The organism is Anaerostipes sp. CAG:276, assembly GCF_000432215.1.
In the GTDB taxonomy this organism is placed as follows: Bacteria; Bacillota; Clostridia; order Lachnospirales; family Lachnospiraceae; genus Anaerostipes; species Anaerostipes caccae.
Map to the genome: position 1 here is coordinate 3,378 of NZ_FR889192.1, position 10,702 is coordinate 14,079.

The following is a 10,702-nucleotide window of genomic DNA, read 5'->3' on the forward strand; positions in this document are numbered from 1 at the left end:
TGCTTTGTCTGCGTTAGCCGCCATAACATTGGAATCGATCAGGTATCCGATACCCATCAGGATTGCCGCTGCCGGAAGAACCGCAACCGGAAGCATCAGCGCTTTGCCTAGTTTCTGAAAATATTTCATCATAATATAATCTTCCTTTCTATACTAAAATCCATCTCTTTACTTTTCTCTTAACCGGATGATCACTTCCCCGGCTTCTGTCTCTTTCCCGTGGAAACATTCAATCTCCGTGTAATTCCCTTTTTCACAGATTACCACCGGAACTGTCACATAATATCCTGCCTCCTTAATGGCATCCATATCGCAGGTCAGCAGCAGATCCCCGGCTTTCACCGGATCTCCGGTATTCTTGTGTGACGTAAAATACTTTCCCTTTAATTGGACAGTATCAATCCCCACATGGACGATCATCTCCACGCCGTCCGGACCGGAAATACTCACCGCGTGTTTGGTTTCAAACATCACTCCCACTTTTCCGTCCACCGGGGATACGACTCTTCCCTCTTTCGGCACAATGGCTACCCCCGGTCCCAGAATTTCTCCTGCAAACGTGGGATCTTTTACTTCATTCATCGGGATCACGGTCCCTTTCATCGGTGACAGTACATCTGCCGACCTCACTTCCTGCTTAAACGCTTTCTTAAAAGACTCAAACATATTTCCCTCCTATTTACTGATGTTCTTTGTCTGATTGCTGCTTTTTATGCGTTCAATATGCATTGTCAAGTATACAATCTCACCTTCCGACATCTCTCTGCGGTATTCCTTTTTAATATACTCTGCAATCTCTCTGCTGCACTGATATTCGTCCGGATACATCGCCGAGATCATCTTCCTGAGCTCTGGTTCAATCTCGTCCATCCCTCCTCCTGACATAACTTTTCTTGACAAAAATTTGAGGTGTGTGATAAATCTTTCATAGTTCAGAGAAGTTTCCGTAAGTTCCATCTGAAAATAATCTTTCACTTTATCTATAACATTTTTGATAAAGGTGGTAATCTGAACCGTATCCCGGACCTTCGTGTCATACTCCGCGCTGACCACATGGAGTGCAATGGATACTGCCTCATCCTTGGGAAGTCTTACTCCCAGGTCTTTTTCCACAATTCCCAGGGCATACTCTCCGATCTTATACTCCAGGTCATAGAACGTTTTCACTTCCCTGCTCAATGGATTCGGATACATCATATCCTGCTCCATTCTCTGAAGCGCAAAGTTGATATGGTCTGTCAGCGTAATGTAGATGTTTTCATTGAGTTTCGTGTCGAGAATTCCTTTCGCATACATGATGATGTTGCTGCACGTATTTAAAAGCTCCATCGGAAGATCTGTGATCAGCTCCTTAAACCTCTGACTGACTCCGGCATCTTCCAGATGAAAAATTTTCTGGATCTTGCTCTCGTCAACGACCTTTCCTTCTTTTCCCTTAAATCCCAGTCCGGTTCCCATCAAAATGACTTCATTACCGGCTTCATCTGTGGAACTGACTACGTTGTTGTTGATTACCTTCGTTATCTTCATAATGCCTCTCCTCATAAACATGAACAAAAGAAAAAAAACCCAATTCTACAAGAGCGGTACAAGTTTCCCTCAAAAAACTTTCCCTTCTCGTAAAATCCGGTTTTGCCTGCCGAACAGTGACAATCCTCGAATAATAAATATCACCAGTTATTCTTCTTTATGCATTCATTATATCCGCAGGCTTGACAGATGTCAACCCCCTAAATTTTGATTTATATACAAATAATACAACAAGAAATTGAAAAGCGCCGGCGTACTACTGGCGCTTCTCTCTCATAACCTTGTCTTTTACGTGATCCTGATTATATACCTGCATCTGTATCAGAGTCTTATATGCATCAGCCCTCGTCACCGCATATTCCAGCATATTCCCCTGCTCATCGTACGTCACTGTGGAAGAAATCGAGATCGGGTCCCCTGGTTTCAGATCCAAATGCATGGCATCATACTCGGATGCTTTAGAAATTTCTATGGTTTTGTCCGCTTTAAACGGCACATGACCGTACTGACAAAGTGTGTTGTGCAGAGAACGGTCTGAAAAATCATACTCCGTAAGCTCAGGGCAAAGCTCATAGGGAATATATGCATTGGCCAGAGAATACAATTTGCCGTTGATATACCTCAGACGCTCCAGATGAAACACCTTGGCATTTTTGGGAAGTCTCAGCATCACAGCAACCTCTTTATCTGCAATCTCAATCTTCTGCAGCAGAACCTTACTGCTCGTATAGTCTCCCCTCAGACTAACCTGATTGTAGAAAGCAATATCTGAGAACCTCATATCATTATTCGCATCCACAAACTCCTTATTGCCGATAAAAAACGCTCCTTTTCCTGTCAGCCTTATGATACATCCTTCATCCTCAAGGATTTCAAGTGCCTTTCTGACTGTAGGCCGGCTGACAGAATAAATATCGCACAGTTCACGCTCCCCCGGCAAAGGAGAATAGTATGGCTTGTCCTTATAGTCTGCCAAAATGGAATCTCTCAGCTGCATATACAGCAGCTGCTTTTTTTTCACTTCACTCATACGCCCTCCTTTGTATAAGAGACCTCAGTTCTTAACGAATATTACCCCAGATACCTATAGTATACACCATAAATCCTGTTGGATAAAAGCGGTTTTTTAAATATACATTTGTTTAGAAAAACAGAGAGCAAGCCATTATTTAACCGGCTCCCTCTCTGCTTCATCCGCATCCTGACAGCGGCAACCAACAAGGTCACCCGTCTTTAGAATTTTAATACTACTCTGAACTTATCACCCTTAATGGCAGATTCAAATGCTTTCTGATAATCACTCAAATCATATACTTCACTGACAAACGGTTTTACATCCACAACTCCCTCTGAGAGCAGTCTCGTCGCTTTTGTAAAATCTACGGTGTTGGAGTTTGCAGTACCCATCAGCTTTGCACCGCTCTTGTGAAGCCAATCCGGGCTGATAGAGATCGGAGTATCCGGATAGAATGAACTGTAAAGTACCAGACGTCCGTTGTTAGCGACAGCTTTCACTGCGTCCTCAGCAACTTTAGAGATCGGTGTCGTATCAAACACAACCTGTGCCATGTTTCCGCCTGTGATTTCCTTTACGCGTTCTTCCAGTTTTTCCTTCGCCGGATTTACCGCATAGTTTGCGCCCAGCTCTAAGCCCAGCTTTGTTCTTTCTTCATTCGTGTCGGAGACAATGACAGAGGCTCCCCGTTTTGTTGCAAGGATCGTGTGCAGCAGTCCCATGATTCCGCATCCGATCACAACAACGGTGTCGCCAAATTGAATATCAGCAGTTTCTACACTGTGCAGCACACAGGATAATGGTTCTGTGATCGTTGCTTCTTCCGGTGTGATATCATGTAAATGAAACAGATTTGACGGATGTACTAAGAGATGAGAACTCAATCCGCCCATACCTTTCTCCGGAAGTCCCTCTAACTGTTTGCTGTGATCAAAATGTTCACAGTTCTGCTCATTTCCGCTCTTACACTGATAGCAGTTTTTGCATGGCAGCGTTACTCCGACTGCCACAAAATCACCGACACTCCACTGTCTCTGGTCCACATTTTTGCCCATCTTGACAATCTTCCCGACCATTTCATGTCCGCCGATAAACGGAAAATCTACTTTTTTTACTCCGGTATAAACCCTCTGCTCCCATGTGCAGATTGCACACGCATCTGTTTTTACCAGAACCATATCATCACTGACTTCAGGAATCGGATATTCCTGTATCTCAATTTGCTTTTCCCCTGTAAACACAAGGGTTCTTGCCATTTCTCCCATTGTTCTTCCTCCACGACGTTTCTGACAATTTAATATATTATGCACCTAAGAAGCCGACCGCACCTAATACAACTCCGATGACAACCAGAATCAACATAACAGTTGTGGCTTTCATCTTCTTGTTCTTCAGCAGATATAAGGTGAACAGCGTCACTGCCAGCGGTAAGATTCCCTGGAATAACTGATCAAATACTGTTTCCTGCACATTCATCTTCAATGCGCCCAGCTTGATGATCGCAGAACACTTAACAGTTACAAACTGTGCGGACAGAGCACCCAGTACGATAGCACCCATGGCCGATGCACCTGTGATCAGCATCTGAAGCTGGTTTCCGCCGAGAATCTTTTCAATACCTTCTTTACCTAAGCTGTATCCCTTCATCCAGCAGATATAAGCTACCGGGAACATGATACCGAACATTAACAATGTGTAGATAACCGGTCCCAGAAGATTTCCCTGAGATCCAAGGCTGATACCGAAAGCTAAGAGGATCGGTGTCAGTGTACCCTGCCATAATGTATCACCAATACCTGCAAAAGGTCCCATCAGACCGGTCTTTACACCGTTGATCGCCTCATCAGTGATCGGTGCGCCGTTTGCGCGCTCTTCTTCCATAGCCAGAACAATACCGGGAATAACACCTCCGATATGAGGCTCTGTGTTAAAGAACTGCATATGTCTTTGAATACATGCTTTATATTCATCCGGTCTGTCTCCATAAAGCTTTTTAATCACCGGCTTCATGGCAAATACGAGACCTGTTGCCTCCAAGCGCTCATAGTTGTAGTTTGCATGAGAGAAGAAGGTCCATCTCCAGAAGGCTTTTACGACTTCTTTTTTTGTTAAACTTCTTTTTGTTTCTTCAGCCATATTAAAAATCCTCCTCATCGTCTTCTATAGGTGCTGCTCCTCCGGAATCCCCGGCGGCTGCAGCCTGCGGTGTCTGGTTACTTAACATTGTGTAGAAATATCCGATAACTCCGGCTAATACTGCTACAGCGATTACCGGCAGTTTCAGATATACGACCAGAATAAATCCTACAAGGAAGAACAGGAGTGTACCAGGTCTTCCGATTGCACGAAGGTTCATGGCAATACCAAGAGCCGGAAGCAGTCCTCCGATTACGGTTAATACCGTCAGCGGGCGTCCTGTCAGTGAATCAATAATTCCTTTTACAGCCGTTGATCCAAAATAAGTTGCTGCGGTTGCCGGTACAACACAGAGCAGGAACATCAGGATTTGCGGCGGTACTACGTGCCAGAAACAAATTTTCTCAAGGTTTCCTTCTTCTGCTGCTTTATCAGCCATATGTACAAAGGTTACGTCCAAGGTCATATGTGCTACCCAGACCATCGTTCCGAGCAGTCCAAGCGGAAGAGCGATTGTTACTGCTGCTGCCGGGTTTACTCCTGCTGCCATTGCCCATGCGGTTCCAACTGTACCTGCAAGGCCCGGGTCCTGAGGAGCGGTTCCTCCTGCGGAGATAAATGCTACATACGGCAGGTTGATTGCTGCGCCGATGATACATCCTTGTACAGGGTCTCCTAAGATAAAACCTACTAAAGTTCCGGCTACCAGCGGTTTGTATACAACCGAGATACTTCCCAGCAGTGATAGCCATGGTGTACCGATATTACCCAGGTAATAAACGATACCAATCAAAAGCGCTTGAATTAATGTAATTTTCATACTTAACCTCCTTTATTCGTCGCTTTCATTGATAGTTTCTCATATGGTTCTGTTTCTCTTGTTGGTTATGTAGTCTGTCCCTCTAAAGCATCTTTGAAATGTCGGTTTCGCTGTCTTCGGCAATGATCCTCACACCTATTTTAGATCCTGCCTCCACTAATTCTTTCAGCATTTTCTTTTCTTCTTCTGAAGCGGAAATGTTGCGGAAGAACTTTGTGCGGTCACCGCTTACTCCCATGCCTCCGATATTGACGTGATCAAAAACAATTCCCTCACTCATCAGGCGATATAATGTTTTTGGATATTTTACAAGGATAATACATTTGTCTCCTGCAAAACCTTTCTTTAATCTTGCTGCTGCCTTTTCCACTGTGAATGTTGCCAGCTTTACATTTGCCGGCACGCATGTTTTCAGCACGCTCTTCATAAATGCGTCATTTGCAACTTCATCATCAATAATCATGATTTTGTTTGCACTGGTGTAATTCAGCCAGGAAGTCATAACCTGACCATGAATCAGTCTGTCATCAATCCTCACTAATACAATACCATCGATCTTCATAATGCCTGCTCCCTTCGTTAGAAAAATATGAACTCTTACTCATTTTTTGGCTGCCCTTCAATACAACCACTGGTTATATTCTATATTACCACTACTCACTAAAATGTCAACTTTTTTTATGATATTTCGCTCTTTTTGTGAAAAGTGACTTAAATTTATAAAAAATATATAAACATTATACAAACTTCATGACCATCGGTTATATTTATTGCATTCCTGTATTTTCTTTCTTATACTGAACAGTAAGAAACAACTTATTCTCATTTTATATAGAAGAAAGGAAGGTTTCATCCATGAGACAGCTTATATTAAATCCACCCTGTGTTTCTGCTTCTGTATCCTGTATGGATTTACTTCATTTAAAGGAACAGATTGTGGAAACCGAACAGTCCGGCATATCATTTTTCCACTATGATATGGTAGACGGAAAGTTTAACAAATGCTTCATTTTAGGGGATACATTATTAGAAATGATGCGTTCGGAGGTAACCCTGCCCATCGAGGCGCACCTGGCCGCATACAATCCCGATGCTTATATTGAGCGCTTTGCGAAACTGGGTGCAGATTATATAGCCGTGCACTACGAAGCTATGGAGCATCCGCTGAAAACCTTTGATCTGATAAGGAAATTTGGTGCCCAGCCTGTATTAGCCTTTAAATGTGATACTGCTCCTCCGGACGATTTCCTTGCTTTGGCAAAAGAAGTTCCCTGGATCTTAAAGCTTACTGTCAATCCGGGCTTTTCCGGTCAAACCATGCAGCAAAACAGTCTCGGACATATTAAAGAGATGAGACACAGACTGTCAGAAGCCGGGATGTCTGTCTCCATCCAGGCTGATGGAAATGTCAATCCCTCAACGGTAAATACCCTTTACCAGGCCGGGGCCGACATATTTACCGGTGGTACTTCCGGTCTGTTTAAATCCGGGCATACAGTCAAGGAGAATAAAGAGATCCTGCTGTCCGTTCTTCACTCTCAAACCAATCAGTATTACCATTGGTAATTTTGCATTTGACTTTATTATTACCATCGGTTATAATTTTGTTATAGCCAAGTAATGAATGATTCACGGAGGTATAAGATATGCTAGTAACAATGAAAGAAATTTTAGAAGATGCAAAAGAGAAAAAGTATGCTGTCGGCGCATTCAATGTTCCTAATCTGGAATCTATACAGGCAGTGATCTCTGCCGCTGAAGAACTCAATGTTCCTGTCATTATCCAGCATGCAGAGGTGCATGAAAACTTAATCACTATGCAGGAAATTGGGCCAATCATGCTGGACTATGCAAGACGCGCTTCTGTTCCTGTATGTGTTCATCTGGATCACGGTGCTTCCTTTGACTTATGCGTTCAGGCAATCCGCCTTGGATTTACATCTGTTATGTATGACGCTTCTGCAAAGAGTTATGAAGAAAACTTTGAAGAGACAAAAGAAATGGTCAAGATCGCACATGCCGCCGGCGTGTCCGTTGAAGCCGAATTAGGGCATATCTTTACTTCAGCCGTAGGAGGCGGAGAAGGACGCGGAGCTGTGGGAGCCGAAGACTTTGCGTCTTTGGAAGACTGCTATACAGATCCTGATACAGCAAAGGCATTCGTAGAAGGAACTGGTGTTGACGCACTTGCCATCTCTTTCGGTACCACTCACGGTGTTTACCTGACAGAGCCAAAACTTGACTTAAACCGTATCACAGAAATCAAAAATAAGATCGATATTCCATTCGTAATGCATGGAGGTTCCGGTGTTTCTGATGAAGACTTCAAGACTTCCATCCAGAACGGAATTACTAAGATCAACTACTATACATACAGCGCCATGGCTGGCGGAAACAAAGTTCGTGAATTCATCAACGCTGCCGGAGATGAGAAGGTATTCTTCCATGACATCATTGCTGCCGGCAAATCTGCCATGAAAGAAAACGTAAAGGCTGCTATGAAAGTTTTTGCAAGCAGTATCTTAGATTAAATTTGGTAACTCTAACTCATTTTTGTTGGTTGGGCATCCGCTTTTTGTGGGTGCCCTTTTTAATTAAACTGATCCATTTTGTTTTATGGATGGGCAAAGTAGGCAAGCCGCCTCATCTCCCCAACTCCTGATTCTTTGAAGGGCTTGACAACTTTGCGTGAAAGTCTTTCCTGAAGAATAAAAAATGCAGCCGGTTTTTCCGGCTGCATCCATAAAGCTAATTTAAATTTCGTCTTCTTCTGTATCCTCACTCTGCTGTTTTACCATGTCCGCATACATGTCATGCAGCAGAATCGGCGGCTGATTGCCAACCTCAACACACTCGTCACATAAAGAATCCAGATCCATTCCTTCTCTCATCATGACCGCCTGAACTACCATCGCCATATTCATACCTGCAATGGCTTTCATATGATCCTTTTTCGAGAAGCACCTCATAACGGTATTGGATGGTGTTCCTCCAAGGATGTCTACGAATACCAGCACACCGTCTCCATCATCCAGCTTGTCCATTGCAGCTGTAATCTTACCTTCAAATTCATCGACTCCGTCTCCGTGATATAAGCCGACAGTCTCGACCTTTTCCTGCTTTCCGGCAATCAGTTCCACTGCGCTTAACAGGCCCTCAGCAAATCCTCCATGAGTAGCAATTAAAATACCGACCATTTTTATCCTCCTTGATCTTACTTTTTTGATATTATTATTATACTATATTTCCAACAATATTACAACTGGTAATATAAATATATTACCAGTTGTAATAATATTTTTATTTAGAACTGATTTTTACTTTTGCCATATTATATATAAAACAACAAAATAAAAGGATTTCATATGCATCTAATATCTGTCATTTTATTTTCGATCTCAGCGAATATCGATGCTTTTTTTCTTGGCGCCGCCTATGGCACTAAGGGATGCCGGTATCATATTGTAGATAATATTACAATTTCTTTTCTCACTTCCATAGGAACCTTCCTATCTATGTTCCTGGGGGAATGGCTGGTGAGCATCCTATCAATTTCCACAGCAAATACCTTTGGCTGCCTGATTATTATTTTTCTCGGTATCTGGATGATGATGGATTACTTTTTTAAAAAGAATGTACCGGATGATCTTTCTGAAAAAGAAAAAAAGGCCTTGGCTACTGGCCGCACCAAGCGGCACGCCATGCCTATTGCTTCTTTAATTGCTCTTTCAATGGCGCTGACCTTAAATAACCTTGGTCTTGGCTTTGGTGCCGGAATTACCGGATTAAATCCATATCTTACCTCAGCCTTCACATTTTTTTTCAGTTTATTCTTTCTCACAACAGGTATGGCCGCAGGAAAAAGATTTCTGTCTGATATTTTCGGAAACTATGCTGCTTTAATTTCCGGCCTTTTAATCTTGATTTTAGGTATTTATGAATTATTTATTTAATAAGAATCGTTATGTTTGCCCATACTATTCTATGAGGTGATAAAGATGTCTTATGTTTCTCCTGAGCTTCGTCCAAAATTTGAAACGCTCAGTATCGAATTAAAGGATATGATCCTGGAACGCAACGTGGAGTTAAATACAATTCACGACCTCATCCGTGTTCTGGAGGAAATTGTTGCAGAGTCAGAGGGCTGATCCCCGGCTCTGCAATGCAGTTTCTAATGGATATTATTTCGCCTCTTTCCGACCATATCTGTAACTGTCATTTTTAAAACAGTCGTTACTTTTATCATATCTGTATTAAATTTAAAATCCTCTGCATGGTAATGTCTCATTAATATCTTCAGCGCTTCATATTTATCTTCTTTAGGTACAAATTCTATGATTCCATGTCCGGTAATACTTGCATACCCCATAGTACAGCTCATTCTCTCTTCATAGAGGATAAAGTTGTGGTCACAGTCCATTTCAAATGCCGCACGATTGTCTTTTGTAATCAAATCTAGTTTTTTCCCTTTCATGGCGGAATGAAAATAGAGTAAAACTTTATCTTCTTGTATATCTAGTCCAAAGTTCAGCGGAACAATATAGGGAAATTCTTCATCATTCAATGCAATCCTGCAAACATCACATTTTTTCATGATCTCAAGCATTTCATTAAAATCTGTAATTTCTCTGTCTTTTCTTCTCATATTTTAGATCCTTTCCAATTTCCTATTCACCGAACACTATCTCATCTTCAGCCCTTTTTGTTGTTTTGTCAATAGCATGAGTTTTTTATCTTTTCAAAGACACTCTGTTAATTTGAAAATCTTTCATCTTTTCTTCTGATTTGGAGATAATATAAATGCAGAAAAAGGAGGCCGATATGAAAAAAGCAAGAGGCGATAAAGAAATCAATACAATTCCAAAAGGGTCCTATGAGGCCGGTATCACAAATCATGCGCTTAAAAAAAGCAATGACACGGCATCAGCTGATCCCGGAACAGATGCACAGGGAAACGGATATCCTACGGATAAAAAAACTGACTGTGATAATAAGTAAAAGAAAAAGTCTAGGAAAGTTAATTTCCTAGACTTTTTAACAGGGGCAGAAGGACTTGAACCCTCGACCTGCGGTTTTGGAGACCGTTATTCTACCAACTGAACTATGCCCCTATATACAGCAAAAAGATAAAAAATACTTTTATTTTTTATCCCGCTTTTTCATTTTATGTACCTTCAAAACTACATACAGAACGTTCCATC

The 10,702-nt window shown here is 42.1% G+C and carries 14 protein-coding genes and 1 tRNA gene; 5 read left to right on the top strand and 10 right to left on the bottom strand.

All coding sequences use genetic code 11. The features are described from left to right. Window positions 1-168: 168 nt before the first annotated feature. From QVP35_RS09575 to QVP35_RS09605, 7 genes are all read right to left on the bottom strand, one after another. Entirely contained in the window at window positions 169-666 is a 498-nt protein-coding gene (locus tag QVP35_RS09575) for a PTS sugar transporter subunit IIA (protein WP_022261094.1), read from the bottom strand. A gap of 9 nt (window positions 667-675) precedes the next feature. Beyond that, window positions 676-1,530, bottom strand: coding sequence for a BglG family transcription antiterminator LicT (licT, locus tag QVP35_RS09580; RefSeq protein ID WP_009291145.1), 855 nt, complete (start codon window positions 1,528-1,530; stop codon window positions 676-678). Window positions 1,531-1,786: 256 nt separating this feature from the next. After that, on the bottom strand, window positions 1,787-2,560 hold the full coding sequence (locus QVP35_RS09585; protein ID WP_009291144.1) for a GntR family transcriptional regulator: 774 nt from the start codon (window positions 2,558-2,560) through the stop codon (window positions 1,787-1,789). A 203-nt stretch (window positions 2,561-2,763) separates the two neighbouring features. Continuing rightward, window positions 2,764-3,810, bottom strand: coding sequence for a zinc-dependent alcohol dehydrogenase (locus tag QVP35_RS09590; protein ID WP_006565452.1), 1,047 nt, complete (start codon window positions 3,808-3,810; stop codon window positions 2,764-2,766). A gap of 37 nt (window positions 3,811-3,847) precedes the next feature. After that, window positions 3,848-4,681 carry a PTS system mannose/fructose/sorbose family transporter subunit IID gene (locus tag QVP35_RS09595; RefSeq protein WP_022261095.1) on the bottom strand — a complete coding sequence of 278 codons (834 nt, stop codon included), beginning with the start codon at window positions 4,679-4,681 and terminating at the stop codon, window positions 3,848-3,850. Window position 4,682: 1 nt separating this feature from the next. After that, window positions 4,683-5,501 carry a PTS mannose/fructose/sorbose/N-acetylgalactosamine transporter subunit IIC gene (locus QVP35_RS09600; protein ID WP_009291142.1) on the bottom strand — a complete coding sequence of 273 codons (819 nt, stop codon included), beginning with the start codon at window positions 5,499-5,501 and terminating at the stop codon, window positions 4,683-4,685. A gap of 82 nt (window positions 5,502-5,583) precedes the next feature. Further along, the gene (locus QVP35_RS09605) at window positions 5,584-6,063 is read right to left on the bottom strand and encodes a PTS sugar transporter subunit IIB (RefSeq protein WP_006565456.1); all 480 of its coding nucleotides are present in this window, start codon (window positions 6,061-6,063) and stop codon (window positions 5,584-5,586) included. A gap of 293 nt (window positions 6,064-6,356) precedes the next feature. On the opposite strand from QVP35_RS09605, the gene QVP35_RS09610 reads away from it, so the two are divergent. Continuing rightward, window positions 6,357-7,067 carry a ribulose-phosphate 3-epimerase gene (locus tag QVP35_RS09610; protein ID WP_022261096.1) on the top strand — a complete coding sequence of 237 codons (711 nt, stop codon included), beginning with the start codon at window positions 6,357-6,359 and terminating at the stop codon, window positions 7,065-7,067. Window positions 7,068-7,147: 80 nt separating this feature from the next. Next, window positions 7,148-8,032 carry a class II fructose-bisphosphate aldolase gene (locus QVP35_RS09615; protein WP_006565458.1) on the top strand — a complete coding sequence of 295 codons (885 nt, stop codon included), beginning with the start codon at window positions 7,148-7,150 and terminating at the stop codon, window positions 8,030-8,032. A 222-nt stretch (window positions 8,033-8,254) separates the two neighbouring features. Here QVP35_RS09615 and QVP35_RS09620 read toward each other — a convergent pair whose 3' ends face one another. Next, on the bottom strand, window positions 8,255-8,698 hold the full coding sequence (locus QVP35_RS09620) for a PTS sugar transporter subunit IIA (RefSeq protein WP_006565460.1): 444 nt from the start codon (window positions 8,696-8,698) through the stop codon (window positions 8,255-8,257). Window positions 8,699-9,016: 318 nt separating this feature from the next. On the opposite strand from QVP35_RS09620, the gene QVP35_RS09625 reads away from it, so the two are divergent. Further along, on the top strand, window positions 9,017-9,454 hold the full coding sequence (locus QVP35_RS09625; protein ID WP_225103668.1) for a manganese efflux pump: 438 nt from the start codon (window positions 9,017-9,019) through the stop codon (window positions 9,452-9,454). Between the two features lie 45 nt (window positions 9,455-9,499). Beyond that, window positions 9,500-9,649 carry a hypothetical protein gene (locus QVP35_RS09630; RefSeq protein ID WP_006565462.1) on the top strand — a complete coding sequence of 50 codons (150 nt, stop codon included), beginning with the start codon at window positions 9,500-9,502 and terminating at the stop codon, window positions 9,647-9,649. Window positions 9,650-9,672: 23 nt separating this feature from the next. Here the strand turns inward: QVP35_RS09630 and QVP35_RS09635 are convergent, their stop codons facing one another. Then, window positions 9,673-10,146: a pyridoxamine 5'-phosphate oxidase family protein gene (locus QVP35_RS09635; protein WP_006565463.1), complete on the bottom strand. Its 474-nt coding sequence runs from the start codon at window positions 10,144-10,146 to the stop codon at window positions 9,673-9,675. A 176-nt stretch (window positions 10,147-10,322) separates the two neighbouring features. On the opposite strand from QVP35_RS09635, the gene QVP35_RS09640 reads away from it, so the two are divergent. Beyond that, entirely contained in the window at window positions 10,323-10,499 is a 177-nt protein-coding gene (locus QVP35_RS09640; protein ID WP_022261097.1) for a hypothetical protein, read from the top strand. A gap of 40 nt (window positions 10,500-10,539) precedes the next feature. On the opposite strand, the gene QVP35_RS09645 is transcribed toward QVP35_RS09640, so the two are convergent. After that, a tRNA-Trp gene (locus QVP35_RS09645) sits at window positions 10,540-10,612 on the bottom strand. Between the last annotated feature and the right edge of the window lie 90 nt (window positions 10,613-10,702).

Excerpts from the sequence above, each read along its gene's own strand:
- QVP35_RS09575 (WP_022261094.1), bottom strand. The coding sequence starts at position 666 with ATGTTTGAGTCTTTTAAGAAAGCGTTTAAGCAGGAAGTGAGGTCGGCA.
- licT (WP_009291145.1), bottom strand. The coding sequence starts at position 1,530 with ATGAAGATAACGAAGGTAATCAACAACAACGTAGTCAGTTCCACAGAT.
- QVP35_RS09585 (WP_009291144.1), bottom strand. The coding sequence starts at position 2,560 with ATGAGTGAAGTGAAAAAAAAGCAGCTGCTGTATATGCAGCTGAGAGAT.
- QVP35_RS09590 (WP_006565452.1), bottom strand. The coding sequence starts at position 3,810 with ATGGGAGAAATGGCAAGAACCCTTGTGTTTACAGGGGAAAAGCAAATT.
- QVP35_RS09595 (WP_022261095.1), bottom strand. The coding sequence starts at position 4,681 with ATGGCTGAAGAAACAAAAAGAAGTTTAACAAAAAAAGAAGTCGTAAAA.
- QVP35_RS09600 (WP_009291142.1), bottom strand. The coding sequence starts at position 5,501 with ATGAAAATTACATTAATTCAAGCGCTTTTGATTGGTATCGTTTATTAC.
- QVP35_RS09605 (WP_006565456.1), bottom strand. The coding sequence starts at position 6,063 with ATGAAGATCGATGGTATTGTATTAGTGAGGATTGATGACAGACTGATT.
- QVP35_RS09610 (WP_022261096.1), top strand. The coding sequence starts at position 6,357 with ATGAGACAGCTTATATTAAATCCACCCTGTGTTTCTGCTTCTGTATCC.
- QVP35_RS09615 (WP_006565458.1), top strand. The coding sequence starts at position 7,148 with ATGCTAGTAACAATGAAAGAAATTTTAGAAGATGCAAAAGAGAAAAAG.
- QVP35_RS09620 (WP_006565460.1), bottom strand. The coding sequence starts at position 8,698 with ATGGTCGGTATTTTAATTGCTACTCATGGAGGATTTGCTGAGGGCCTG.
- QVP35_RS09625 (WP_225103668.1), top strand. The coding sequence starts at position 9,017 with ATGTTCCTGGGGGAATGGCTGGTGAGCATCCTATCAATTTCCACAGCA.
- QVP35_RS09630 (WP_006565462.1), top strand. The coding sequence starts at position 9,500 with ATGTCTTATGTTTCTCCTGAGCTTCGTCCAAAATTTGAAACGCTCAGT.
- QVP35_RS09635 (WP_006565463.1), bottom strand. The coding sequence starts at position 10,146 with ATGAGAAGAAAAGACAGAGAAATTACAGATTTTAATGAAATGCTTGAG.
- QVP35_RS09640 (WP_022261097.1), top strand. The coding sequence starts at position 10,323 with ATGAAAAAAGCAAGAGGCGATAAAGAAATCAATACAATTCCAAAAGGG.